Consider the following 26,109-nt stretch of genomic DNA (forward strand, 5'->3'; position numbering starts at 1 on the left):
TTAAACAAAAGCGAAACCCGTAAGTACTCTATACAATAAAGCATAAGCTGCAACGGCGATCAAGGTAAAAGAGAACCAAGAAAACGCTTTCAGATAATTTTTAAGGATAAAATGCCCAAGGTTTTTAAATCCATTTAAATAGATTTCTTTACAAAGTAAAATTCCTTTCATAAGCTTGCATTTAAGTTAATAAGTCATGAAAGTCGTGTATGTACTTGGTACAAAGCAAAGATTCTAGATAAAGCGTGTCATAAAAAGGTTCTACCCCCACTTAAAAAAATATCATCGATAAACAACAGTATCAGGTAGTTAGCTGTATTTTTTTCTTGTAAGTAATGCCTTATAGCTTATAAAGGATTTATAGTATTTGTAAAGCAAAAAAAATCTCAAGGGTACACCTTGAGACTTTTTATTTATAGTTTATTTTTTTAAATAGCGGTGTGTTTTGTATTACATGTCTACAATTATAAATTCTGAACGTCTGTTTTCTTGGTGTTCTTTTCTACTGCAACGAACTCCATCTGCACATTCATTTATTAATTGTTCTTCTCCATAACCTGTAGCACTTACAATTCTACTTGCGTCTATACCTTTAGAGATTATATATTTTTCTGTAGATTTTGCTCTTTTATCTGATAAATACTTGTTGTAAGCACTATCACCCCTTGCATCTGTATGAGATTCAATTTTAATTCTCATTTCTGGATACTCGTTCATTACAGAAACAAGTTTGTCTAATTCTTCTCCTGCATCTTGTCTTATGTAAGATTTATCAAAATTAAAGAAGATTTTTTCTGTTTTAAGTTTCTTAATTCCGTTTTCAATGGCAATCATTTCATGAAGCTTTCTCATAGCAATTCCCACATTTACTACTTCATTCTCTTTAGTTGTTGTTGCCAGTTCTTCTCCAAAGTACGTTTCTTTGTTGGTTTGTATTTTATATTTAGTATTACTGTCTAAATCTTCAAAAACAAAACTACCATCGTCTTCTGTTAAGATCTCTTTAAGCTTAATATTGTTTTCATCTAACAATACAATTAAAGCTTTAGGCATAAGTTCTCCTGTTACAATTTCTGTTACTACACCAGCAATTGCATTTTGGTTTACCTCTTCTACCATTAAATTCTTAAACGAGTAAATATCGTCATCCCCTTTACCACCTTGTCTGTTAGATGCAAAGTATCCTTTTTGTGTTTCTTCATTAATAATATAAGAGAAATCGTCTTTATTACTATTTATTGGTTGTCCAACATTAATAACATCTTTAAATCCGTCTGCATCATATGCAACTTCATATACATCTAAACCACCTAGACCTACGTGTCCGTTAGAAGAAAAATATAGTTTTTTTCCATTAATAAAAGGAAACATCTCTTTTTGCTCTGTGTTAATTTTTGGACCTAGGTTTTTAGGAGAAGAAAATAAACCATCTTCTAAAACGTCTACAACAAAAATATCTGTTTCACCTATACTCCCTGGCATATCAGATACAAAGTATAATTGTTTTCCATCGGGACTTAATGCAGGATGTCCTGTAGAATACTCATCGCTATTAAAAGGTAACTCTACAGCTTCTGTCCAATCACCGTCTATTTTTTTAGACATATACAACTTAAGATTGTTTACGCCGTTTTTATCTCTTCTTAATTTTTTACCATAGTTATTTCTAGTAAAATACATTGTTTCGTTGTCTGGGGAAAACGTAACAGATGCTTCGTGGTACTTTGTATTTACTTTTTTAGAGAATTTTATAGCGTCTTTTAAATCGTCTGATTGCTGATTAACTTTTGCAACATATAAGTCTAAATAAGGTTGGTTATTCCACTTGTATTTTCTTGTACTAAAAAAAGAAGAATCCTTTGCAGATGCAAATACAATTTCTTCTTTGTTGTAAAACATTGGAGAAAAATCTGAATTTTCTGTGTTTACAGATAAGTTTTTAAGTTCTGAATTTGGCTTTCTACTTAAAATACCATCTAAAACTTGCTCGTTACGTTCGCTAGATTCTATAGCTAAACCAGACTCTAAGGGAGCATCTTTTTTCATACGATTGTACAAACGCATAAAACGCTTTGCCTTTCCATATTTTCCATTCCCCTTTAATGCGTGAGAATATTTAAAAATTTGATCAGCACTTAAATCATCTTTATAAGTATCATATAGAATTTCATACCAATGGTAAGCCATTTCCATATTGGTATTGTAGTAATGAGAATCTCCTGCTTTTTGTAATATTTCTTGAGTGTAATTTTCTTTGTCTTTTTGTAAAGCCTCATCATACAATTCTGCTGCTTCTGCGTACCAAAGCATATCAAAATAAGCATTAGCCCTTTCAATTAACTTGTTGTTGTCTGCCGATTTGGACTTTTTAATTATTTCGGTAGTCTCTTCATCATCTGTATATGAGTAGTTATCTATGGCCAAAACGGGATAATTAACCTCTTTAGTAGGGCTGTTTTGGGTAGTGGTAGTTTCTTTTTTCACTTCCTGGGAGAAGATACTTAAAGAAAATAAAAGCAGACAAGTAGGTAATATTTTTTTCATTGGGAATTGTTAAAAAAATCGATTGGATTTTATTTTACAGAAGCAAAACTCACATTTATATGTTACTTCTATGGCTAAGTTTTTAAGTTCGTTATGGTATAATTATACCACGTATTAATTCTTTCGGTTAAGTTTATAGGTCTTAAAGAAGAGCGTCTATAGCTCTCTTATTCTATAAGTAACGCTTAAAATTAACTTTTCGTGTATAACTTGTTAATAAATACATATACAGCTGGGTTGAAGTAATGTATATCTTTCTTACGTGAAGGGGGTTAAAATAGATAACTTAGATAGAAAAGCTCTCTTGTTTGTTAGATGGAGCACCAAAGATACAAGACCCATACATAGGGATGCTTTTATTGTTGTGTAAGTGAAGAAATATGTGTTTAAAAAGGGATAATTATGTTACGTAAAAGATCCTTCTTGCTTTGATTCGATATTTGTTGAAAACAAAAAACCCCGCATAAATGCAGGGCTTGTGTAAATTTATATAGTGAAAAATTACTTTTTCTCTTCTAGCTTGTCATCATTAGAATCATCTTCTTTAGAAGCATCCTTAAATTCCTTTATTCCGCTTCCTAAACCGCGCATTAATTCTGGTATTTTTTTACCTCCAAAAAGCAATAAAACAGCAACAACTATAAGTGCTATAGATGCACCACCTGGTATGGCTAACATAATATTTGATGAAATCATAATAATTAAATTTTGTAGAACAAAGATAATAAAAACTAAATACAACACTGTTAATATTATAAATAGAATTAGTTTTTATGCAAAGAGTAATTAAATTAGGCATTAATAACTTAATTTTGATGCTTAGCAACCCTGATTTGTTAGTGTAATAAAATTCTAAAGTTTATATTTGTTTGTTATGGCAAAAGAAAGTAAAAAAAGAAAGGAAATTAAACGCAAGCTTTTAAATAAGTATCGTTTGGTTATTCTTAACGAGGATACTTTTGAAGAAAAAATTTCATTCAAACTTAGTAGGCTTAATGTTTTTGTACTTGGCTGGGTTTCTACTTTTGTTTTAATTGCATTAACTACAGTACTTATTGCATTTACTCCGCTGCGAGAATACATACCTGGTTATTCATCTACTAAATTAAAAAGACAAGCAACAGAACTTACGTATAAAACAGATTCTCTTGTAAATGTTTTAAATTATACCAATAAGTATTTATCTAATATACGTATGGTTTTAAGTGGTGATGTGGCTAATAATAAAATGAATAGAGATTCGCTTTTTGAGCAGGTTAAAATAGATCCAAATACAGTAGACCTTAGTCCAATTAAAGAAGATTTAAATCTAAGAGCGCAAGTTGCCTTAGAGGATAAATACAATTTATTTGGCAACACAAAAACGGAATCGTCATTGGTGTTATTTTCACCTGTAAGTGGTACAATTTCCCAAGATTACGATAAGGATAAAAAACATTTTGCTGTAGATGTTGTAGCTCCAAAAGATAGTCCAATAAAATCTGTAGCGCAAGGAACTGTAATATTTGCAGATTGGACAACAGAAACTGGGTATGTAATTATAGTAGAGCATAAAGATAATTTACTGTCAGTCTACAAACACAATAGTACGTTGCATAAATCGCAAGGAGAAGTTGTAAAAGCCGGTGAGGTTATAGCAACTATAGGAAATACGGGCGAGTTAACAACGGGTCCTCATTTACATTTTGAACTGTGGAATAATGGAACTTCGGTGAACCCAACTAATTATATCGATTTTAAATAATAAATTATGTCTTTAAAATCTTTTGCAGCAAAAATCTTTGCTAAAAAAATAGTGACTAAAAATGCCAAGTGGATTTCTAACCCAATTGAAACCCAAGAAAGAGTATTTAAGGAATTAATAGAAAAGGCAGCAAACACAAAATTTGGTAAAGACCATAATTTTGATTCAATTAAGACTCATAAAGATTTTGTAGCTCATGTACCCGTAAGAGATTATGAGGCATTAAAAAATTATGTGGACGAGGTTGTAGAAGGTAAAGTGGATGTGCTTTGGCCAGGAAAGCCTGCTTATTTTGCTAAAACTTCTGGCACTACATCTGGAGCTAAATATATTCCTATCACTAAAGAATCTATTAAATACCAGATTGAAGCATCTAGAGATGCAATTTTAAATTACATTCACGAAACAGGACAGGCAGATTTTGTAGATGCTAGAATGATATTTTTGCAAGGAAGTCCTGTTCTACAAGAGAAAAACGGAATAAAATTAGGTCGCCTTTCAGGAATATCTGCACATTATGTTCCAAAATATTTGCAGAGAAATAGATTACCAAGTTGGGAAACCAACTGTATTGAAGATTGGGAAACCAAAGTAAATAAAATAGTAGAAGAGACAAAGGCAGAGGATATGAGCGTTATTGCTGGTATACCATCTTGGGTACAAATGTATTTTGAAAAACTAGAATCTACCACCGGGAAAAAAGTCGGGGATCTATTTCAGAATTTTCAGTTGTTTATTTACGGAGGAGTTAATTATGAACCTTACCGTGCAAAATTTGAGAATCTAATAGGTCGTAAAGTAGATAGTATAGAGCTTTTTCCGGCTAGTGAAGGTTTCTTTGCGTATCAGAATTCTCAACAAGAAAAGGGAATGTTATTGCTCTTGAATTCTGGAATTTTTTATGAGTTTATAAAAGCAGGTGAGTTTTATGAAGATAATGCAGAACGCATCACGCTAAAAGACGTAGAATTAGGTGTAAATTATGTAATGATAATTTCTACTAACGCTGGTTTATGGGGTTATAATTTAGGAGATACCATTCAGTTTATTTCTAGAGATCCTTATAAAGTAATTGTTTCAGGGAGAATTAAGCACTTTATATCTGCTTTTGGAGAACACGTAATTGCAAAGGAAGTAGAGGAAGCAATGCAAACTGCAATAGAAAAAACGGGTGCTAGAATAAACGAATTTACAGTTGCTCCGCAAACAACACCAAAGGAGAAAGAGCTACCGTATCACGAGTGGTTTATAGAGTTTGAGAAGGAACCAACTAGTATGGCGCAGTTTATTTCTATTTTAGATGAAAAGTTACAAGAACAGAATAGTTATTATTTTGACTTAATTGATGGAAAGGTGTTACAAACCTTAAAAATCACGAAAGTGGATAAAGACGGTTTTAAAAATTATATGATAGGTATTGGCAAATTTGGAGGCCAAAATAAAGTACAACGTTTGTCTGATGACAGAAAACTGGCAGACGGGTTGAAAGAATTTACGTTAAACTAAAAAGTCTACCTTAACAAATTAGTGTTAATTTATGTAGATTTGCAATGAATACTATATATGAATAAGATAATAAATACAACCAGAGCACAAGAGTCTACAAATGCCATTGAGCGTTTGTATATTACAATGAGACACTTGTTTAATAGAGGTTTTTATAAGCCTATGGGTGTTTCAGGAGAAACACTACGAAATGCATTATTGCAATTAAGACCAGAGATTTACGGATCTATAGGAGAAGAAAAATCAGAATTAAGTGGTTTAACCTATGTTTTAGAACGTCTTCCAGAAGGTATAGAACAGTGTAGGTATATAAACTTAACATCGGATGAAGGTTATGGTGATTCTCATTTTAAAGCTATAATTCCAGCAAAAAGAAGAAGAGATTGTTACCGCATAGACGAGGATCAAATGAATATTGTAATTACCAGAGGTAGATCTGATATTTATGATATTCTAACACACCTTACATTTCTGTTTATTGAATCTGAGAAAATATGTAAGCGTGTTTTAATAGAGGATACTAAAAAAACAATTAGAGACTGGAGTAAATTAGAAGCTGCTTTAGAAACAGAAGAATTAACTCAGGCTGAACTAGAAGTAGCATTAAGTTACACTGCAAATATCTTAGGTAGATCTTTTGTTGAGGTAAAAGCAATGCATCAGGTTTTTGCAACTAAAGAGAATCCAGAAAAGTTTTTACGTACCATTTATTGGATGGGTAAATTAGCAATTGAAGAAGAAACTCTTGGAGACAAAAGAATAATTACGTTTAGTCCAGTTTTACGGGAACGTTTAGGGCACCATATACATGGAGACCGTTGGGCGTTAACTATAAAAGAGACACTAGAAGAAAACGGAATATTACACAGGCCAATTCATATCATTAGTGCAAATATGCATAGTGTAATGAATTCATTATTTGCTAAAAAAGCATTGGCTAAAGAATATCCAAATTCTAAAGATAGCTTAGAGATTTACGAGGATTTAAGTAAAGAGAAGAATAATAAGTTAAGAGCTAAGGTAACTGCTTATGCCAAGAAAAATGGTATGATCTCTTTAAAGGATACTTCAGGAACAAACATAGATGTTCAAATTTTTGATACAGCTAAGTTTGGAGATAGCGCTTGCTGTTTTGACCTTCCAAAAGGGACATCGGAAGATGATAAACCAGTTATTTTTGTAATGGATTATGCTTTTGGCGAACAGGCTTACGAGACTATTGATGAACTACTAAAACCATATGAAAAAGCAGACGAAAAAGAATTTCTAAATATTGAGTCGGTCTCTATTATGGGGAAAGCAGGAATATTAGAAGGAGGTAAAGGTGACATTATGATTGCTACTGCTCATATTTTTGAAGGTACAGCAGATAACTATCCATTTAAAAACGAATTATCGGCATCTGATTTTGAAGGTCACGGTCTTAAGGTTTTAGAAGGTACGATGGTAACTGTATTGGGAACTTCTTTGCAGAATAAAAATATCCTGCAATTTTTTAAAGACTCTACTTGGGGTGTTATTGGTCTAGAGATGGAAGGTGTACATTACCAAAAAGCAATACAAGCAGCCTCTAGAATAAGAAAAAGTATTAAGGAAGATGTAAAGGTTAGGTATGCATATTACGCATCAGATAATCCATTAGAAACAGGAGGTACATTAGCATCTGGAGGTTTAGGAACAACAGGGGTAAAACCAACATATTTAATTACAGACAAAATATTAAAACAATTATTTAATTCATAATAATGAGTAACAATCAGCAGCCACAACCAGCTTCAGAAGAAATAGATTTAGGACAGCTATTTCAGTTAATAGGGAGTGCTTTTAAAAAACTATTTGCTTTTATAGGGGGTATTTTTAGCGGTATTTTTCATTTTATAATGTTGTTTTTAATCTTTATTCAAAAGCATTTTATAAAGTTTGTTATAGCAGGAGTGGTAGGTGTTGGTTTAGGTGTCTATTTAGATTTAGGGAAAAAAGATGTTTTTGTTTCTAGTATGGTGGTAGAGCCGAACTTTAATAGTGTACAACAGCTATATAATAATATTAGTTTTTACAATGAACTCGCAAAAGCTCAGGATTCAATAAGTTTGGCAAGTGCTTTAAAGATAACAGCTATAGAAGCGGCTAGTATTAAGAAGTTTGAAATAGAATCGTATTCAGATGAAAACCAGAAGGTACTATTGTTTGATAAGTTCGTTAGAGAGTTAGATTCGACCACGGTAAAGAACTTAGATTTTGAGGCTTATTTAAAAAACTTTAATACGTTTGATGCGCGCTTTCATAAAATAAATCTTGTAAGTACAAATAGTGAAGTTGCGAAAAAAGCTCAACCTGCAATAGTACAATCAATAGCTAGTAATACTTATTTTAAAGAACAAAAGGCAACTAATGATAAGAATATTGTCTTTCAGGAAGAAATTTACAATCAGCAGTTAAATGAAATTGTGTCGCTTCAAGAATTGTATAAAGATGTAATGATTAAAGAGGCTTCAAAAGAAATTGGAGGCACTAACATTAGCTTAGCAGATAACGATGGTGGAAAAAACAAAGAAATTGAACTTTTAAAAGAAAGGGACGATTTAAAAGAGAAATTTGTAGCGTTAAATTTAGAAAAGGCGAATAAGGCAACTATTCTTAATGTAATTTCTGATTTTCCTTCAAGGGGAGTTAAATTTGGAGGGATTACCAATCAGTACAAATTCTTATTGCCTATATTATTAGTGTCTTTAGTTTTAATATTATTATTGTTGTTAGAGTTAAATAAGGCGTTAAAGAATTATACTGGTAAACGATAGGGTGCTATTTTAAAATTATTCTTCTTAAAAGGAATACTGAATAAGTAATAATGAAGATTATAAAAACGGAGTTAGAGGGTTGCTTGATTATAGAACCAACAGTGTTTAAAGATAGTAGAGGATACTTTTTTGAGAGCCACAATACTGATCATTTTAATAAAGCTTTAGGTCAAAATGTTAGTTTTGTTCAGGATAACCAATCATTTTCTACGAGAGGGGTTGTAAGGGCATTACATTATCAAAAAGGGGGTAGTGCACAGGCAAAGTTAATTCATGTATTAAACGGTGTTATTTTGGATGTGGCAGTAGATTTAAGACCTAACTCCAAAACTTACGGAGAATATTTCTCAATTGAGTTGTCATCAGAAAATAAAAAACAATTATTTGTGCCAAGAGGGTTTGCGCACGGATTTTCTGTTTTAAGTGATACTGCTGAGGTTTTATATAAGTGTGATAACTATTACAACAAAGAATCTGAAGGAGGAATAATTTATAACGATTCAACTTTAAATATTGATTGGAAGCTTAAATCAGAAGAAATCAAAGTTTCACAAAAAGATCTAGTTTTACCAACTTTTAAATCGGCCTTACTATGATAAAAATAGTAGTCACTGGTGCAAACGGACAATTAGGACGGTGCTTTCAAAAAGTAAAAGATACTATTAGTGATATAGAGTTTATATTTTGTGACTCTAAGGATTTGGACATAACCGATAAAGAAAGAGTACAACTTTTTTTCGAAAAGAATGAATTCGACTACTGTATAAACTGTGCTGCATATACCAATGTAGAGCAAGCAGAGAAAACTCCTGAAAGGGCCTACTTTATTAATGGCGAGGGAGTTAAAAATATTGCAAAAGAGTGTAAAAAGCATAACGTTATACTGTTTCATATATCAACAGATTATGTTTTTGATGGAGAAAAAGGTTCTCCTTATTTAATATCAGATATAACGAACCCTATTAATGAGTATGGAAAGTCCAAGTTAATGGGAGAAAACTATATTGTTGAAATACTAGAAAAATATTTTATAGTAAGAACATCTTGGTTGTATTCAGAATTTGGACATAATTTTTATAAGACCATTCTTAATAAAGCTAAAAAGGGAGAAGATTTAACTGTTATAGATACGGAAACAGGTTGCCCTACAAATGCAAATAATCTAGCAAAATATATTTTAGAATTAGTTAGTTCTAATAATAAAGGTTTTGGGGTGAAGCATTTTACGGATAATAAGCCAATGACATGGCATAGTTTTGCCGAGGAAATTTTAAAAAATAATCAGTTAGATAGGACTACAAAGCTTGTAAGGGCTAATAATTATCGTAGTTTTGCTAAAAGACCTAAGAATAGTACACTTTTGTGTGATTAGTTTAGGTTGAAATAAAAAGTGTCAAGTGATAAAGAAGATTTGTTGTATTGGAGCAGGATATGTTGGGGGGCCAACAATGGCTATTATTGCCCAAAAGTGTCCAGAGATTGAAATTACAGTTGTTGACTTAAATCAGAAACGAATAGATCAATGGAATGATCCTGATGTATCTAATATTCCGATATATGAGCCCGGTTTATCTGATGTGGTTGCAGAGGCAAGAGGAAGAAACTTGTTTTTTGATACTAATATAGATAAAGCTATAGATGAGGCAGATATGATTTTCATCTCTGTAAATACGCCAACCAAAACCTACGGTAAAGGTAAAGGTATGGCGGCAGATTTAAAATATATTGAGTTGTGCGCAAGGCAAATAGCACGAGTTGCAACGTCTGATAAAATTGTAGTGGAAAAATCTACCTTGCCTGTTAGAACAGCTCAAGCTCTTAAAAATATATTAGATCATACAGGAAACGATGTTAATTTTGAGATATTATCTAACCCAGAATTTTTAGCAGAAGGCACTGCTGTATCAGATTTAACTAATCCAGATAGAGTTCTAATAGGGGGTCAGCAAGAAACAGAAAAAGGGAAACAAGCAGTTCAGGCTTTGGTAGATATTTATGCTAACTGGGTTCCTAAAGATAAAATTTTAACCACGAATTTATGGTCATCAGAATTATCTAAACTAACTGCAAATGCTTTTTTGGCACAACGAGTGTCATCTATTAATGCGATGAGTGAGTTGTGTGAAATTACGGGTGCCAATGTAGATGAGGTCGCAAAGGCGATAGGAATGGATAGTCGTATTGGTCCAAAGTTTTTAAAATCATCCGTTGGTTTTGGAGGTTCTTGTTTTCAAAAAGATATTCTAAACTTGGTATATATTGCTAAATCGTATGGTCTAGCCCAAGTCGCGGATTATTGGGAGCAAGTAATTTTAATGAACGATCACCAAAAGAGAAGATTTGCGCATAATATTGTTAAAACATTATACAATACCGTATCTGATAAGAAAATAGCATTTTTAGGCTGGGCATTTAAAAAAGACACCAACGATACTAGAGAATCTCCTGCAATATATGTAGCAGAAGAGTTGTTGTTAGAACAGGCTAAAATATCGGTTTGGGATCCCAAGGTTAAAGACGTGCAAATTTTTACAGATATTAATGCAATAGGTTCAATAGAGTCTAATGACATAGAGAATAGATTAGCTGTTGCTAAAGATCCTTATGAAGCTTGCAAAGAATCGCATGCTATAGCTATTTTAACAGAGTGGGAGGAATTTAATGCCTATGATTGGCAGCGTATTTATGATAATATGCACAAGCCAGCCTTTGTTTTTGACGGTAGAGGCGTGTTAAATAAAAATAAACTTCAAGAAATAGGTTTTGTGTATTACAGAATTGGTGAGGGAGGCGTTTAATTAAATCCTTTCTAGAAAATTTAAAGATATAAATTACAATTAATGAAAAAGAACCTAATCATATTTGGTACTAGACCAGAAGCTATAAAAATGGCTCCATTGGTAAAAGAATTTTTAAAGCATTCTGATACCTTTGAAACCAAAGTTTGTATCACGGCACAACATAGGGAGATGTTAGATCAGGTGTTATCCTTTTTTGAGATTACTCCAGATTACGATTTAGATTTAATGAAACCTAATCAGAATTTATATTCTTTAACAGCAGATATTATTACTGGTTTAAAGCCAATCTTAGAGGATTTTAAGCCAGATTTTGTTTATGTTCATGGAGATACTACTACAACAATGGCATCAAGCATAGCTGCTTTTTATTCTGGAGCAAAAGTTTGCCACGTAGAAGCAGGTTTAAGAACATTTAATAAAAGATCTCCATTTCCGGAGGAAGTAAATAGAAGTATTGCTGGCTCAGTTGCTGATTATCATTTTTCTCCAACTACAACGTCACAGCAAAATTTATTAAATGAAAATGTGAGGCAAGAGAATATTATAGTAACAGGTAATACTGTTATAGATGCGCTTCAGTTTAGCTCTAATAAAGTGACATCAGATATGTATTCAGATGATGAAGTTGAGAGGCTGAAAACAATTGTGGATACATCTAAGAAATTAATATTGGTTACTGGGCATAGAAGAGAAAATCACGGACAAGGTTTTATTAATATTTGTAGTGCATTAAAAGAGTTATCCTTAGGTAATGAGGATGTACAAATTATTTATCCAGTGCATTTAAACCCTAATGTACAAAAGCCTGTTTATGAGCTTTTAGATAATGTGAGTAATATAAAATTAATTGCACCTTTATCGTACCCTGCTTTCGTATGGTTAATGAGTCAATCTTATTTAATTATTACTGATAGTGGAGGGGTACAAGAAGAGGCTCCAAGTTTAGGTAAGCCAGTTCTCGTTATGAGGGATACTACAGAAAGACCAGAAGCTGTAGAAGCAGGCACTGTGTTTTTAGTAGGAACAGATAAAGGTAAAATAGTTTTAGAAGCGAATAAATTGCTTCATGACAAAGAAGCATATTCTGTTATGAGTAAATTACACAACCCCTATGGTGACGGGACTTCTTGTCAAAAAATAGTCGAATTTATTTCAAAATTATAATTATGAGTAAAAGTCCAAGTGTTGTAATGATTGGTTTAGGTTATATAGGCTTGCCAACAGCAGCTTTAATAGCGCAAAATAAAACTTACGTTCACGGAGTAGATATTAATCCAGATGTAGTAGAAACTATCAATCAAGGGAAAATACATATTGTAGAACCAGAATTAGATATTGCGGTTGCTAATGCAGTAAAAGAAGGCTATTTAAAAGCTGCTACAACGCCCGTAGAGGCTAATACCTATTTAATAGTTGTTCCTACCCCATTTAAAGCTAAAAATGAACCAGACATTTCTTTCGTAGAGTCTGCAACACGAGCTATACTACCATTGTTAAAAGAAGACGATTTATATATAATAGAGTCCACTTCGCCTATTGGTACTACAGAGAAGATGATGAAAATCATTTATACTGAAAGACCAGAATTAAAAGGAAAGTTGAATATAGCTTATTGTCCAGAGCGTGTACTACCAGGAAACGTAATGTACGAACTGGTACATAATGATCGTGTTATTGGGGGTGTTGATGAAAAATCAACTGAAAAAGCTATTGCGTTTTACAAGCAATTTATAAAAGGTGACTTGCATAAAACGAATGCACGTACAGCTGAAATGTGTAAACTAGTAGAAAACTCTTCTAGGGACGTACAAATAGCATTTGCTAATGAATTATCACTTATATGCGATAAGGCAGATATTAATGTGTGGGAACTTATAGAATTAGCTAATAAACACCCCAGAGTTAATATATTACAACCTGGTTGCGGAGTTGGAGGTCATTGTATAGCTGTAGACCCTTATTTTATAGTTTCAGATTATCCATTGGAATCTAAAATAATAGGCACGGCTAGAGAAATAAATAACTATAAATCGTTTTGGTGTGCAGAAAAAGTACAAACAGCCAAATTAGAATTTCAGATAAAACACGGCCGCAAGCCAAGTATTGCTCTAATGGGATTAGCATTTAAGCCTAATATTGATGATTTAAGAGAGTCACCAGCTAAATACATTGCACAAAAGGTATTACAGGGTGCTAATGATGAGGAATATTATATTGTAGAGCCTAATATTACAGAGCACAAGGTATTTAAGCTAACAGATTATAAAGAAGCTGCAAGCAAAGCAGATATTATTGTGTTTTTAGTTTCTCATGATGAGTTTAAATCGTTAAATATCGCTACAGATAAAGTTGTATTAGACTTTTGTGGGGTAAAAAAATAATTATGAATAACAATTTTTATTTTTGTCTGATACTTTTAATAATTTTTTCATGCGAAAATAAACCAAAAGAAGAAGTTTTTTTTAAAAAAGATTTAAATTATCACTTGAGTACAAACTTAAAAGAGTTAGATAATAGTGTTGGAATTGAAGAAAAATTAACGGATGATGTTTATTTAAGAGGATTTGCTTTTTATGAGAAAGGAAAAGATAGCTATGATTTGATATTAGAGTTCCAGGATGATATTACCAGTGAAATAGTATCAAAATACACTTTTGCTGTTGAAGGTTTTGTTAGTGAAGACTATTTAGAGAACCTTTCAGACTATGCTACGTCTAGAAATAGAAAGTATGAAATTTGGATTGGAACTTATAAATTAAGGAAAACTAATAATTATTGTTATCTTGTTATAGGCATAAAAACAAAAATTAAAAAATTTAACCTTATTAAGTTTTACTTATATGACCAAGCTGGTTACAAAGGAGATATTGGTAAACGAGTTTTATTTTATAATTATAATATATATTAAGCGAAAAATTTAAATGAATATATTAATTACAGGAGGAGCAGGTTTTATTGGTTCGCACGTGGTTAGGCATTTGGTTACTAAGTATCCTAATTATAATATTTTTAATCTGGATGTTTTAACTTATGCAGGCAATTTAGAAAACTTAAAAGATATTCAATCGGCCGATAACTATACTTTTTTAAAGGTAGATATCACAGACGAACAATCAATAAATAGACTGTTTATAAAACATAAATTTACAGGAGTAATCCATTTAGCTGCAGAAAGTCATGTCGATCGTTCCATAAAAGAACCTTTAGCCTTTGCTAAAACAAACATTTTAGGAACTATTGTGTTGTTAAATGCGTTTAAAAGTCTTTGGCAAAATAATTGGGAAGGTAAACGATTTTATCACGTAAGTACAGATGAGGTTTACGGTAGTTTAGGAAAAACAGGTTTGTTTACAGAAACAACATCCTACGATCCAAATTCACCTTATTCGGCATCAAAGGCTAGTTCAGATCATTTTGTACGTGCTTACGGTGAAACTTATGGTATGCCTTATGTTATTAGTAATTGTTCTAATAACTATGGGCCAAACCATTTTCCAGAAAAATTGATTCCTTTATTTATAAATAATATTATAAATAATAAAGCCCTTCCTGTTTATGGTGATGGCTTATTTACAAGAGATTGGCTATATGTTAAAGATCATGCTGTTGCTATTGATTTAGCTTTTCATAAAGGTGAAAATGGAGAAACTTATAATATAGGAGGCTTTAACGAATGGACGAATATTGATCTAGTTAAGATTTTATGTACATTAATGGATGATAAACTAGGGAGAAAAGAAGGAACTTCACTGAAGTTAATAACCTATGTTAAAGATCGTCCAGGACACGATTTGCGATATGCGATAGATGCTTCAAAAATAAATAAAAAGCTAGGTTGGAGACCATCGGTTACTTTTGAGGAAGGACTAAAAAAAACGATTGATTGGTATTTAGAAAATAAAGAATGGTTAAATAATATAACCTCTGGTGATTATCAAGAATATTACAATAATCAATATAATTAAAGTTTTAAAAGTATAAAAAATGAAAGGTATAATATTAGCCGGTGGTTCAGGTACTAGACTTCATCCTCTTACTAAGGTTGTTTCTAAGCAGTTATTGCCGGTGTATGACAAGCCAATGATATATTACCCACTTTCTGTATTGATGTTATCTGGGATTCGCGAGATTTTAATAATTTCTACGCCGATGGATTTACCTAACTTTAAACGTTTATTCGGAGATGGTTCTCAAATAGGTTTGAAAATTAGTTATGCAGAGCAGCCATCACCAGATGGGTTAGCACAGGCATTTATTATTGGAGAAGAATTTATTGGAGATGATGATGTTTGTTTAGTATTAGGAGATAATATTTTTTATGGAGCTGGACTTCAAAAGTTACTTTCAAATTCTGTTAATATAGTTAAGGAAGAAAAAAGTGCTGTTGTTTTTGGTTATTATGTTGAAGACCCAGAGCGTTACGGGGTTGCAGATTTTGATACAGAAGGTAATGTCTTGAGTATTGAAGAAAAGCCAGTTAAACCTAAATCTAATTTTGCAGTTGTAGGTTTGTATTTTTATCCAAACTCTGTTGTGAAAATATCAAAACAAGTTAAGCCATCTCATCGTGGAGAGTTGGAAATAACTTCAGTAAACAAAGACTATTTAGAACGAAAGCAATTAAAAATGCAAGTATTAAGTAGGGGATTTGCTTGGTTGGATACAGGGACGCATGAAGCCTTAACAGAAGCTACAGAATTTGTAAAAGCTGTAGAGAAACGAACTAGTCTAAAAATAGCTTGCCTAGAAGAGATTGCATATCGAATGGGCTATATATCGAGAAAGGAGCTAGCAAAACTTGCTGAAAATTATAAAAAAAGCGGATACGGCAATTATCTTAAAAGGATATAAATGAATATTATTAAGCTAGATTGGGACAGTGATTTTTTTGGATATACTATTGGAAGAGTTGATGTAAAAAGCCCTGGGGCTTTTGATTTTCCAAAATTTAAAAAAAATGCAGCTTTATACAGGTTAGTTTATTTATTTTCAGATCAAAAAATAGAGTCTAGTAAGGTACAATTAGTTGACACAAAGCTTACCTTTAGTAAACAGTTAGAGCACGCCAACCTTGATGAAAATAGTAAGGTGAGTATATTCTTAAAAGGTAAAGATGATTTTAAAAAAATAGAGAAACTTGCTTTGCAAAGTGGAAAATATTCAAGGTTTAAAATTGATTTAAATTTTAAAAAGAATGAATATGAGCTTTTATATAAGAAATGGATAAGAAATTCTATTTATGAAGAAAAAGCAATAGAGGTTGCTATTTTTAAAGATAGCCAAGAAATTTTAGGCTTTTTCACCTTAGAAAAGAAAAGTGATTCTTTATGTGATATTAGTTTGGTTGCAGTTGACCAAAACGCCAGAGGGAAGAAAATAGGTACTAAATTAATTAATTTTGCAATATCTCAAGGAGTTAAAAAAGGGTTTAAAGATATTCAAGTTGTTACGCAACTAGAAAATCTACCAGCTAAAAATCTATATGAAAAGTGTGGGTTTAAAATTTGTAAAACAGAATATATATACCATTATTGGAATTTATGATACCATTCAATAAACCATTTTTAGTAGGAAAGGAAATTCGATATATTGAAGAGTCTGTAAAATCCGGAAAGATTTCAGGCAATGGATATTTTACAAATAAATGTCAAAAATATTTTGAAGACAATTTTGGGTTCAAGAAAGCCTTATTGACCACATCTTGCACAGATGCATTGGAAATGACGGCAATGTTAATGAATATTAAGCCCGGAGACGAAGTAATTGTGCCATCCTATACTTTTGTGTCCTCTGCATTAGCATTTGTTCGTCAAGGAGCTAATATTGTGTTTGCTGATAGTCGCGATGATCATCCTGGTATAAATGAAAATGGAATAGAAGCTTTGATTACTTCAAAGACTAAAGCTATTGTAGTAGTACATTATGCTGGTGTTGCTTGTGATATGGATGTAGTAATGGGTATTGCAAATAAATATAATTTATTTGTTGTCGAAGATGCTGCTCAAGCAATTGATTCTTATTACAAAGGAAAACCCTTAGGAAGTATTGGACATTTTGGAACATTCTCGTTCCATGAAACTAAAAATATAATTTCTGGAGAAGGGGGTTTGTTAGCCATTAATGATGGTCGGTTTGTTGATCGGGCTGAGGTTATTTGGGAAAAAGGAACTAATCGTTCTTCTTTTTTTAAGGGAGAGGTTGATAAATATGGTTGGGTAGATACGGGATCGTCTTTTCTTCCATCAGAGCTGGTAGCTGCTTTCTTATATGCGCAGTTAGAACACTTAAAGGAGATACAACAGAAGAGAGAATCGTTATGGAACGTTTATTATAGCGCATTAAAAGAATTAGATAATCAAAATATTTTAAAATTAGCTAGCTTGCCTAATTTTGCGACAAATAACGCCCATATGTTTTATGTGATTACAAAAAACATAAAAGAACGTGATGCGTTAATAGCGCATTTAAAAGGTAATGAGATACATGCCGTATTTCATTACTTGTCGTTGCATAAGAGTCCCTATTATACAAAAAACAATACACTAGAGAGTGGTCAAGAATTACTTCAATCAGATAGATATACGGATTGCCTAATACGCTTACCGCTCTTTTATAATTTAAAAGTAAGTGAAGTAAATATGATTTCAAAAGTGATAATCGACTTTTTTAAATGAGAATATTGCATATAGCAACAGACGAAAAATTTATAAATAGTATAAGTTGGCAGTTTGGAAATATAACTAATACTGAGAATTATTATGTAATCTTATTAGATTCCATTGATTCTAATATTAAATATGTTACGCTCGATGAAAAATTTAAAATTGTTGTAAAGAATAAAAATGGACTTGATTTCTGTATTAAGGAAATAGAAAAACATGATATAGTTATTTTTCATGGCCTTAATTATTTTCAAAGTCAAATTGTTCTAAAGACTAATAATGTGTCCAAATTAGTTTGGTTCTTTTGGGGAGGCGAGTTTTATGACAACCCTAAATTGCTGAAATTAAATTCTATTGGGGATAAAACAAAGGAGCTTTTTGTTAATACTACTATAAAGAATAAGCTAAAAAGAATAATACGACCATTATTTTATTTTTTAAAGAATCATACAAAAACGCCAGAACGGACAGTTTTGGATGCTGCTAAAAAAATACATCATTTTGGAATTCTTTACAAAGAAGAAATGGATTACTTTAAATCTTTAGGGTGTTTGTCTGACGATGTTTCTTTTTTTAAAATGACCTATTATCCGTTAGATTTTATCTTTAAAGGTATAGAAAACATTAAAGTGAGCGGAACTAATATTTTAATTGGTAATTCGGCTTCTTTAACAAATAACCATATAGAAGCATTTGATTTACTCAAGGACATTAAGCTTGAAAACAGAAAAATAATCGTGCCTTTAAGCTATGGAGATAAGAATTACGGAAAATCTATAAGTCATATTGGAAAAACTCTTTTTGGGCAAAATATGATGCCACTTTCTGAGTTTATTACTTTAAATGAATTTAATACACTTTTAAGTAGCTGTAATGTGGTAATAATGAATCATTACAGGCAACAAGCTGTTGGGAATGTTATTGCTGTTTTGTGGATGGGATCCAAAGTTTATTTAAATGAAAGTAATACACTTTATCATTATCTAAAACGTATTGGTATTGCAGTTTTCTCTATAAATGAAGAGTTAAAGAAAAACCCTGAAGCGTTTGTAGGCTTAAATGATGCTCAAATCAATAATAATAGAAAAATTTTGATAAGCGAAATGGGTTTTGAGGCGGTTAAGAGCAATATGTTTGAAGGGCTTAAATCTATTCTTAATGACTATTAAAAAACAAGCTATTTCTGGCGTAAAATGGACTACGGTATCAACCATTACTTTGGCATTAAGTGCATTACTTAAAATATCTATTTTAGCACGATTTCTAGACGCCTCAGATTTTGGCTTAATGGCATTAGTAACTTTTGTACTAGGGTTTATGGATTTGTTTATGGATATGGGTATTACGTCGGCCATATTGCATAAACAAAATATTACAAAAAAAGAATATGCTAGCTTATATTGGCTTAATATTGGGTTTAGTTTGGTATTGTTTGTTTTAATAATAGTACTAAGTCCATTAGTAGCCTCTTTTTATAACGAATTAGAGCTTGTTAGACTTATTCCTTTATCAGGTGTAATTATTCTGTTTTCTGCTATAGGAAGACAGTATAAAACCATTTTTCAAAAAGAGCTACTGTTTAAAACAATGGCTATAGTTGATATAGCCTCTGTAATTGTTTCACTAATCTCTGCGATTAGTTTTGCCTTTTATGGTTTTGGTGTCTATGCTTTAGTATATGCCGCACTAATACAATATGGTTTAAATAATAGTGCTTATTTTATTTTAGGAATTAGAAAAAATCCTGTATTGTTTCATTATAATTATTCTGAAACAAAACCTTTTTTGAAGATAGGTGTTTATCAAGTGGGAGGGCAAGTTATTAATTTTATCAATCGTGATTTAGATGTTTTAATTATTGGTAAATTTTTTGGAGCAGATATTCTAGGTGGTTATAGTTTGGCTAAACAATTAGTTAAGAGGCCTTTAAGCGTTATTAACCCTATTGTCAATAGATTGGCAACATCGATTTTACCAAGATATCAAACCAATAATTCATTACTTTTAGAATATTTTAATAAACTAATTAAAAGTTTAAGTATTATTAATGCTTTCGTATATGGAGCTGTTGCTGTTTTAGCACCTTTAGTTGTAAGTTTTTTATATGGAAATGGTTACGAAGATATAATACCTTTGGTTAGGTTATTTACTATAATGGTATATTTTAGGTCTGTTTCAAGTTTGGTAGGCATATTATCTATAACTAAAGGAAGAACCGATTTAGAATTTTATTGGAACATAATTACTGCAGTTGTTATGCCTTTGGTTATTTTTATAGGTATAAGTGAAGGAACAGAAATTATTGTATTATTAATGGCCATAGCTCAAATGTTCCTTGTTTTACCTATGTGGTATATGTTTTATTTTAAACAGATTAAAATGCCCTTATTAGAACTAGTTCGGAACATCTTTGTACCATTTTTTATTACAAGTATTATTTATGTATTATATAGTATTACCGCTATTGATTCTATTATATTTCAAGTGTTTGTTAGTGGCGTGCTTTTTATGGTTTTAATGATATATTTAATTAAAACGGATAAAGAGGTCTTAAGCTATATAAAATCAAACAAATATGTTAAGAACTACATTAAATGAAAAATGAATCCGTTAGAATATTGGATGCATACTAACAAGGAATTAAAACTGTTTCTAGATAATTATTTTTCATCGCATATAAATCTTGTCCAAAACTCTCAATTAAAACAAGACTGTATTACAAATTATAATACCGGAAATGGTATCGAGAAAATGCAGGTAATATCTTTGCTAAGTGCGCTTAAGTTATTTTTCAATTAATCGGTTTAGTTTAAGTTTATTTTATGTTCTATGTCATCTTTAGTATAAAAAAGAATGTTATTTTTTATATAAGGATTTGTAACAGGTAAATTATATTGTTTTGATTCTATCAATATTATTGTTTCCATAAATGGGTCGTCAGAATTTAAAATTATTTGTTTAGAGTCCACGATTTTAAAAGGACTGACTGATCTAAAAAAGTCTTTTTCTAGAAAGGTGTTTTTTACACCTGTCGTAAACATTGAAACTGTAATGTTATTTGGCATAGAAAATACAACTTTATTGTTTGTGTTTTTTATTTTGGAAACTCCTTTGCCTATATTAAAAATTTGCTGTAATGTTTCTGCTTTTTTAAGTCCATTAACATCATCTTTTACCACTATTAAGTTTGGTTTAATAAAGAATAACTGTCTGTTAACAGTTAGCGAGTCATACATGTTGTGAGACGCTTCAATCATTTCATAAGTGTCTCTTGTTGTATAGCTATTTAATTTTGAGTATTGGCCTTTTCTCCCAAGAGTATAATCTTTATTATTAACAACTATTGTATTGTGAGCAAATACAGACATCAGTAAAGGACGATTTATTTTATCGTAGCCATAATATCCTTGATCTGTGAAAACATCTGTCCCTAAGGTGTGATAAACAAACGAAAGATCGTCGTGATGTTTATGTACTTTGGATTTATAATTGGCAAATAGTGCTAAATAGCTTTTATCGGTTGTTTTGGATCTCAATGTTGCAATGTTGTTTTCAAAACTAACCATAGAATTTAGATTATAATTGCTTAATAGAGCATGTAATCTGCTATCGTTTTCAAAATCAGAAACTAGTTTCGGAGATAATTTTTCAATTTGACTATCTCCCCACAGTGGAAATGTTAAATCTGGTTTGATTAATTGGACTAAGATGTCGTTCATTTTTAAATATTTTAAAAGCTTGTCTGGAGGTGTAGTACCTTGTCCAATAAGTTTAAAAATGTTTTTGTAAAGATTGTGGTTAAAAATATGATATGTCATAGAATGCTCTTTAGCAAGTCCACTTTTATCTATAATCTTATCAAAACTATTTAGTGCCCTTTTTGAGGCAATATTTTTAAGATCTTCTGATATAAATCTGTTGCTAATAAATGCTTTAGAAGAGTATAGTAAGGAGCGGTCCATCATTAAGGAATGGTTATGGACAGAATAATTTGTTGGATCAACCATGAATTTAATATTTTCAGATAAATGGTTAAAACAAATTTGAATAAAAGAGATGTCTGGTTTATTTAAACCTAATTCGTTGCTTATTGTTTGAAAAATATGAGTTGTTCTGAAAGCACACGAATGGTCGTACCATGAAAACTTTGATGTAGTAAAATTTTTGTTTTGGTGTAGTTTGATATAGCTTTTAATATAAGCTTTAGCTTTATTATGATATTTTATCTCATTTGTGTTTTTGTAAGCGTGATTAAGTGATGATACAAATAGTAAATTTTGATAATATAATTGCCATGTGTCGTTTTTGAGTGGGTTTTCTGTCCAATCTATAGCATCAATATTAATACTAAACGATTTAAGAGAATTTAAAACTATAATGCTATCATTAATTATACTGTTAGCTATTTTAAGTAAGGTATTACCTTTATATGGAACTGTACGAGGTATTTCATTAAAGAGAATATTCTCTTTTAGATCAGAAATACTGAATTGGTAATTGGATTTTTTGTAATTAAAATTAATTTCCTTCTTTTGGGCACTTACCGATTGAGTAGAAACAAGAAACAAGAAACAAGAAACAAGAAACAAGAATTTATTCAATTTCATAATTATGAATGATTTAATTTTATTTCCAAAAGTAATAATTATTATAGCAGAAGATGTATTTTTGCTATCTAACATTTTGTTTTGAATAAGTTAATACGATCGTTGCTTGTTATTCTTTTTATGCTTCAGGGCACAAATGATTTTAACAGTTTAATTTTAATGCTTTACATTATCCTATTAGGATGTGTATGTTTTGTTAATAACAATCGGGTTAAAATGCCTAGTTATTATATTCTAGCATTAGTAGTCTATTCCTTTTATTTGTTTTTAGGTCTTATTAATGGTCATGATAGTCCTCTAATAGATATTAAATTTCAATTTTTTTCATTTCTTTTTTTCTTTTTATTGTTAAATCAAAATATTAATATTTTGAAATTATTATTTTTAATAAATGGTATTGTATTTATCATATATTTTTTACTATTATTTAATTTAATACCTAATATTTGGAATGAAAATACTTTAGGACATGGAGGACGTGTATACGGCCCATCAATAATTTCTATTAATTTGTTGTTCTTTTATTACTTAAAAAAAGGGAAAGTGTTTGACAGAAAGCTTGTAATAGCTGCAATGATGGGGTTGCTTTATATTGCGCTAACTACAAATTTCATGAATTTAGCAGTGTTTGTTGCTCTTGCCTTTTTGTTAATGGTGAATTTTAAAAAACTATTGAAGCCTATTTATTTGGTTTCTATTATTATTATTATTATTGGAGGTTTGACTTATTTAAATTCCCCCTATGTTCCAAAATTAGTGGCAGCTAAGATGAAATATATTTATAAACCTTGGGAATATGGAAGTCTTAAAACTAGGGTAAAAGATTTTAATCAGGTTGTTGAAAATGAAGATTTTGGAGTTTTTAAATCTTTTTTTGGTGAGGGTTATGGTACTAGTTCCCAGGTTTATCGCTATAATCCTATATCCATATCTTTAAGTAGAACTTTTAGTTTTCAAGAAATTGATAATGGCTTTTATTATATATACCATAGAGGTGGATGGACTTTGTTTGTTTTATTTGTACTTAGTCATCTCTATTTGTTTTTTAAAATTAAGCTGCTTAAAGGTAGGTTAGGTTTTGTAGTATTTGTTTTTTTTACCTGTATTCTATCTATTCATTATTTTAATTACTATTATTATTTGTTGATTCCTTTTTTTATTCTTGACGATAAAAGAGTAAATACTAAAACAGTTGTGTAATGAATATACTATATGTTGTTCCTGATTTAAATAAAGTTTCTGGTGGGCCTAGAACAAGAATAACCATGTTTAAAAACGTTTTTATAAAAAACGGTGGTGTAGTTATAGAAAATGGAGATAAGTTGTTTAAAAGTATAAAGCCAAGGAAGTTAAACCTAGTATATGTTGAATCTGCAACAAATAGAGTTGGTTTGCTAGATGTAGTCTCTTTATTTTTTTTAAGGTTGTATTCAAAAAGAGTAACGGTGTTTATAAGGGATATATATATCGAGTTGTTCCCGGAAGAATATAAAAAACCGAGGAAAAAAATAACGCTTATATTAAACAAAATAAGTAATTTTTATTTGGCACTAATCGCAACAGATATGGTGTTTCCGACTAAAGATATGGGGAAAGTCTTTTTTGAAAAAAATAATTTTTACCCCAGTCGTGAATATACAGATTTACCTCCTGGTACTTTGAAAACAAATAAGAGTTATAGTATACCTAGTTTTAATAAAAAAGTCGGAATATTATATTTAGGTAGTACAAAATATGCAAATGCAGGGTTTGATAAATTTATTGATTTTTCTAGAGCATATTCTAAATATTATAATTTTTTTGTATTATCTGGAGATAAAGGTTTGGCATCTAAATTTAAAGAAGAAGAAATAGCTTTTGATAAAGTTGTTCATTCCGAAATCCCTTCGTTTATTAAAAATCATAATATTGCTTTTGCAATACATACAAGACCAAGAAATTTATATGATGATTTAACTTTTCCGATAAAAGTGTTGGATTTTGTTGCTATGCAGCTTCCTTTTTTTTCAGAAAGACACGTCCCAATTGTAAAATTGTTGGGAGAAAGCTACCCTTTGTTTTATGGTTTAACTAATCAAGAAAAAATTCATTTATTCATTCAAAATATGGATGAAGAAACTTATACTTCTGTAGTAGAGCACTTTAAGGAGGTTACATCAAGAAATAGTTATGATAAAAGATATAAAAAGTTGCTTAGTCAACAATAGTTGGCAGGACATTTTTTTTAAATTGAGCACATATTTTTATGTTATTACTTTTCCTTTGTTTTTAAATTTGAATACAATTGCTTTGTGTTTATTTGTTTTTGGTAGTGTTATCACATTTAAAAGGCATCGAGGATTTATAAATTTAAAAGAAAATAAATTGGAGATTATTTCTTTTTTATTTCTTTTTCTTGCGTTTGTTTTTGGTTTTTTCCTTTCTAAGGATACCACTAGAGTACTTAAAGATATAGGGAGAACTTTGCCTTTAGTTATAATCCCTATAAGTGTTTTACTGCATAGAAAAAGTGATTTCAATTTTAAAAGTATATACATATCATTAGGTTGGGGGTTATTTATTGGAATGCTGATTTGTTGGTTTAATATTATAAAATCTATACTTTCAAGAGAAAATTATTTAAAACAAGCATCATATTTTTTTGAGTGGATCTATACAGATGCAAATTTAGTTAAGCCATTGGGTGTTCACCCGAGTTATTTTGCGGTATTATTAGTGCTCTTTATTAGTGTTTTATGTTTTGATAAGATTTTTATGAAACTGCAAAAAAATAAGTTAAAATTAATTCTAATTCTTGCACCGTTCTTTCTTTTTTTAATAGAGACAAATAGTCGTGTAGGTATAATATCATTAATAGTTATTTTTCTTATTCATGCATTAAAAACATTTAGAATCAAACTAATTTTAGGGGTAGTTTTGTTGATTTTTTTGACTGGACTATTATCACTTAAATTCAATTATTTAGGTTCTAAATTCAGTAAAATTATTAGTCTTAATGGAGAAGTTAAGTTTGAACGCTTTCAGCGTTGGAAAGAGATTGCTAATGTATTTAATGAAAAAGATAAATTAATATTAGGGGTAGGTTCTGGTGATGCAAGATTGGTGTACCGTAGGGCATATTATAATGGAGGATTTGACCTAGCACTTAGAAATAATTATAATGCACATAACCAATATCTAGAATTTTTTGTTTCTAATGGGATTTTAGGATTGTTTATTTATTTGTTTCTGTTAATTGTTTTTTATAAAAGCACAAAAATAAAAGGGAGTTCTATGCATTTTTTTGTTGTTTTTATTTTGTTTTCTATGACAGAAAGTTTTTTAGGTAGAAGTCAAGGAGTAATGATTTTTTCTTTTTTTTATTCTATACTAGTTTTAAATTATAAGCCTATTAATCGTCATGAAAAAATAGTCAAGAGGTTTTTAATTTAAAATTTTATTAATGTT

At 30.6% G+C, this 26,109-nt stretch carries 23 protein-coding genes; 19 read left to right on the forward strand and 4 right to left on the reverse strand.

Annotated features, from left to right (window positions below; all coding sequences use genetic code 11):
- The 3 genes from M4I21_RS15915 to M4I21_RS15925 form a co-directional block, all read right to left on the reverse strand.
- Nucleotides 1-171, reverse strand: a complete 171-nt coding sequence (locus tag M4I21_RS15915; RefSeq protein WP_249560219.1) for a DUF6747 family protein — start codon at nt 169-171, stop codon at nt 1-3.
- A gap of 279 nt (nt 172-450) precedes the next feature.
- On the reverse strand, nt 451-2,544 hold the full coding sequence (locus M4I21_RS15920) for an OmpA family protein (RefSeq protein ID WP_249560220.1): 2,094 nt from the start codon (nt 2,542-2,544) through the stop codon (nt 451-453).
- Between the two features lie 501 nt (nt 2,545-3,045).
- A complete protein-coding gene (locus M4I21_RS15925) occupies nt 3,046-3,240 on the reverse strand; it encodes a twin-arginine translocase TatA/TatE family subunit (protein WP_283771799.1) in 195 nt (64 codons plus the stop codon).
- Between the two features lie 178 nt (nt 3,241-3,418).
- On the opposite strand from M4I21_RS15925, the gene M4I21_RS15930 reads away from it, so the two are divergent.
- From M4I21_RS15930 to M4I21_RS16005, 16 genes are all read left to right on the forward strand, one after another.
- On the forward strand, nt 3,419-4,288 hold the full coding sequence (locus tag M4I21_RS15930; protein WP_249560221.1) for a M23 family metallopeptidase: 870 nt from the start codon (nt 3,419-3,421) through the stop codon (nt 4,286-4,288).
- Between the two features lie 6 nt (nt 4,289-4,294).
- Nucleotides 4,295-5,794 (forward strand): GH3 family acyl-acid amido synthetase, encoded by a 1,500-nt coding sequence (locus M4I21_RS15935; protein WP_249560222.1) that lies wholly within the window; start codon nt 4,295-4,297, stop codon nt 5,792-5,794.
- Nucleotides 5,795-5,851: 57 nt separating this feature from the next.
- Nucleotides 5,852-7,537: a DUF6909 family protein gene (locus M4I21_RS15940; RefSeq protein ID WP_249560223.1), complete on the forward strand. Its 1,686-nt coding sequence runs from the start codon at nt 5,852-5,854 to the stop codon at nt 7,535-7,537.
- Between the two features lie 2 nt (nt 7,538-7,539).
- Nucleotides 7,540-8,592 carry a hypothetical protein gene (locus M4I21_RS15945; protein WP_249560224.1) on the forward strand — a complete coding sequence of 351 codons (1,053 nt, stop codon included), beginning with the start codon at nt 7,540-7,542 and terminating at the stop codon, nt 8,590-8,592.
- A 50-nt stretch (nt 8,593-8,642) separates the two neighbouring features.
- Nucleotides 8,643-9,188, forward strand: a complete 546-nt coding sequence (gene rfbC / locus M4I21_RS15950) for a dTDP-4-dehydrorhamnose 3,5-epimerase (RefSeq protein WP_249560225.1) — start codon at nt 8,643-8,645, stop codon at nt 9,186-9,188.
- Nucleotides 9,185-9,964, forward strand: coding sequence for a dTDP-4-dehydrorhamnose reductase (gene rfbD, locus M4I21_RS15955; RefSeq protein ID WP_249560226.1), 780 nt, complete (start codon nt 9,185-9,187; stop codon nt 9,962-9,964). Before rfbC ends, rfbD begins: the two co-directional genes overlap by 4 nt.
- Before the next feature lie 76 nt (nt 9,965-10,040).
- Nucleotides 10,041-11,390 (forward strand): nucleotide sugar dehydrogenase, encoded by a 1,350-nt coding sequence (locus M4I21_RS15960; protein ID WP_249560265.1) that lies wholly within the window; start codon nt 10,041-10,043, stop codon nt 11,388-11,390.
- Nucleotides 11,391-11,432: 42 nt separating this feature from the next.
- On the forward strand, nt 11,433-12,557 hold the full coding sequence (gene wecB, locus M4I21_RS15965; protein ID WP_249560227.1) for a non-hydrolyzing UDP-N-acetylglucosamine 2-epimerase: 1,125 nt from the start codon (nt 11,433-11,435) through the stop codon (nt 12,555-12,557).
- A gap of 2 nt (nt 12,558-12,559) precedes the next feature.
- On the forward strand, nt 12,560-13,774 hold the full coding sequence (gene wecC, locus M4I21_RS15970) for a UDP-N-acetyl-D-mannosamine dehydrogenase (RefSeq protein ID WP_249560228.1): 1,215 nt from the start codon (nt 12,560-12,562) through the stop codon (nt 13,772-13,774).
- 2 nt (nt 13,775-13,776) lie between these two features.
- Complete coding sequence (locus tag M4I21_RS15975) at nt 13,777-14,301, forward strand: hypothetical protein (protein ID WP_249560229.1); 525 nt, start codon at nt 13,777-13,779, stop codon at nt 14,299-14,301.
- Between the two features lie 13 nt (nt 14,302-14,314).
- Nucleotides 14,315-15,358, forward strand: a complete 1,044-nt coding sequence (rfbB, locus tag M4I21_RS15980; protein WP_249560230.1) for a dTDP-glucose 4,6-dehydratase — start codon at nt 14,315-14,317, stop codon at nt 15,356-15,358.
- Nucleotides 15,359-15,377: 19 nt separating this feature from the next.
- A complete protein-coding gene (gene rfbA / locus M4I21_RS15985) occupies nt 15,378-16,244 on the forward strand; it encodes a glucose-1-phosphate thymidylyltransferase RfbA (protein WP_249560231.1) in 867 nt (288 codons plus the stop codon).
- Nucleotides 16,245-16,937, forward strand: a complete 693-nt coding sequence (locus M4I21_RS15990) for a GNAT family N-acetyltransferase (protein ID WP_249560232.1) — start codon at nt 16,245-16,247, stop codon at nt 16,935-16,937.
- A complete protein-coding gene (gene rffA / locus M4I21_RS15995; protein ID WP_249560233.1) occupies nt 16,934-18,067 on the forward strand; it encodes a dTDP-4-amino-4,6-dideoxygalactose transaminase in 1,134 nt (377 codons plus the stop codon). Before M4I21_RS15990 ends, rffA begins: the two co-directional genes overlap by 4 nt.
- A gap of 5 nt (nt 18,068-18,072) precedes the next feature.
- Nucleotides 18,073-19,224: a TDP-N-acetylfucosamine:lipid II N-acetylfucosaminyltransferase family protein gene (locus M4I21_RS16000; protein WP_249560234.1), complete on the forward strand. Its 1,152-nt coding sequence runs from the start codon at nt 18,073-18,075 to the stop codon at nt 19,222-19,224.
- Nucleotides 19,214-20,653 (forward strand): MOP flippase family protein, encoded by a 1,440-nt coding sequence (locus tag M4I21_RS16005; RefSeq protein ID WP_249560235.1) that lies wholly within the window; start codon nt 19,214-19,216, stop codon nt 20,651-20,653. Before M4I21_RS16000 ends, M4I21_RS16005 begins: the two co-directional genes overlap by 11 nt.
- 206 nt (nt 20,654-20,859) lie before the next feature.
- Here the strand turns inward: M4I21_RS16005 and M4I21_RS16010 are convergent, their stop codons facing one another.
- Entirely contained in the window at nt 20,860-22,662 is a 1,803-nt protein-coding gene (locus M4I21_RS16010; RefSeq protein ID WP_249560236.1) for a heparinase II/III domain-containing protein, read from the reverse strand.
- A 369-nt stretch (nt 22,663-23,031) separates the two neighbouring features.
- Here M4I21_RS16010 and M4I21_RS16015 point away from each other — a divergent pair, with 369 nt between their 5' ends.
- The 3 genes from M4I21_RS16015 to M4I21_RS16025 are packed head-to-tail and all read left to right on the forward strand — an operon-like array spanning nt 23,032 to nt 26,094.
- Complete coding sequence (locus tag M4I21_RS16015; protein ID WP_249560237.1) at nt 23,032-23,862, forward strand: hypothetical protein; 831 nt, start codon at nt 23,032-23,034, stop codon at nt 23,860-23,862.
- A complete protein-coding gene (locus tag M4I21_RS16020) occupies nt 23,862-24,869 on the forward strand; it encodes a hypothetical protein (RefSeq protein ID WP_249560238.1) in 1,008 nt (335 codons plus the stop codon). Before M4I21_RS16015 ends, M4I21_RS16020 begins: the two co-directional genes overlap by 1 nt.
- Entirely contained in the window at nt 24,832-26,094 is a 1,263-nt protein-coding gene (locus tag M4I21_RS16025) for an O-antigen ligase family protein (protein ID WP_249560239.1), read from the forward strand. The genes M4I21_RS16020 and M4I21_RS16025 overlap by 38 nt, the downstream gene beginning before the upstream one ends.
- The last annotated feature ends 15 nt before the right edge of the window (nt 26,095-26,109 follow it).

This window comes from Cellulophaga sp. 20_2_10, from assembly GCF_023476645.1.
Lineage (GTDB): Bacteria > Bacteroidota > Bacteroidia > Flavobacteriales > Flavobacteriaceae > Cellulophaga.

Excerpts from the sequence above, each read along its gene's own strand:
- M4I21_RS15990 (WP_249560232.1), top strand. The coding sequence starts at position 16,245 with ATGAATATTATTAAGCTAGATTGGGACAGTGATTTTTTTGGATATACT.
- M4I21_RS15915 (WP_249560219.1), bottom strand. The coding sequence starts at position 171 with ATGAAAGGAATTTTACTTTGTAAAGAAATCTATTTAAATGGATTTAAA.
- M4I21_RS15920 (WP_249560220.1), bottom strand. The coding sequence starts at position 2,544 with ATGAAAAAAATATTACCTACTTGTCTGCTTTTATTTTCTTTAAGTATC.
- wecC (WP_249560228.1), top strand. The coding sequence starts at position 12,560 with ATGAGTAAAAGTCCAAGTGTTGTAATGATTGGTTTAGGTTATATAGGC.
- M4I21_RS16025 (WP_249560239.1), top strand. The coding sequence starts at position 24,832 with ATGATAAAAGATATAAAAAGTTGCTTAGTCAACAATAGTTGGCAGGAC.
- M4I21_RS15935 (WP_249560222.1), top strand. The coding sequence starts at position 4,295 with ATGTCTTTAAAATCTTTTGCAGCAAAAATCTTTGCTAAAAAAATAGTG.
- M4I21_RS15975 (WP_249560229.1), top strand. The coding sequence starts at position 13,777 with ATGAATAACAATTTTTATTTTTGTCTGATACTTTTAATAATTTTTTCA.
- rfbA (WP_249560231.1), top strand. The coding sequence starts at position 15,378 with ATGAAAGGTATAATATTAGCCGGTGGTTCAGGTACTAGACTTCATCCT.
- rfbC (WP_249560225.1), top strand. The coding sequence starts at position 8,643 with ATGAAGATTATAAAAACGGAGTTAGAGGGTTGCTTGATTATAGAACCA.
- wecB (WP_249560227.1), top strand. The coding sequence starts at position 11,433 with ATGAAAAAGAACCTAATCATATTTGGTACTAGACCAGAAGCTATAAAA.
- rfbD (WP_249560226.1), top strand. The coding sequence starts at position 9,185 with ATGATAAAAATAGTAGTCACTGGTGCAAACGGACAATTAGGACGGTGC.
- M4I21_RS16010 (WP_249560236.1), bottom strand. The coding sequence starts at position 22,662 with ATGAAATTGAATAAATTCTTGTTTCTTGTTTCTTGTTTCTTGTTTCTT.
- rffA (WP_249560233.1), top strand. The coding sequence starts at position 16,934 with ATGATACCATTCAATAAACCATTTTTAGTAGGAAAGGAAATTCGATAT.
- M4I21_RS15945 (WP_249560224.1), top strand. The coding sequence starts at position 7,540 with ATGAGTAACAATCAGCAGCCACAACCAGCTTCAGAAGAAATAGATTTA.
- M4I21_RS16020 (WP_249560238.1), top strand. The coding sequence starts at position 23,862 with ATGAATATACTATATGTTGTTCCTGATTTAAATAAAGTTTCTGGTGGG.
- M4I21_RS15925 (WP_283771799.1), bottom strand. The coding sequence starts at position 3,240 with ATGATTTCATCAAATATTATGTTAGCCATACCAGGTGGTGCATCTATA.
- M4I21_RS16005 (WP_249560235.1), top strand. The coding sequence starts at position 19,214 with ATGACTATTAAAAAACAAGCTATTTCTGGCGTAAAATGGACTACGGTA.
- M4I21_RS15940 (WP_249560223.1), top strand. The coding sequence starts at position 5,852 with ATGAATAAGATAATAAATACAACCAGAGCACAAGAGTCTACAAATGCC.
- rfbB (WP_249560230.1), top strand. The coding sequence starts at position 14,315 with ATGAATATATTAATTACAGGAGGAGCAGGTTTTATTGGTTCGCACGTG.
- M4I21_RS15960 (WP_249560265.1), top strand. The coding sequence starts at position 10,041 with ATGGCTATTATTGCCCAAAAGTGTCCAGAGATTGAAATTACAGTTGTT.
- M4I21_RS15930 (WP_249560221.1), top strand. The coding sequence starts at position 3,419 with ATGGCAAAAGAAAGTAAAAAAAGAAAGGAAATTAAACGCAAGCTTTTA.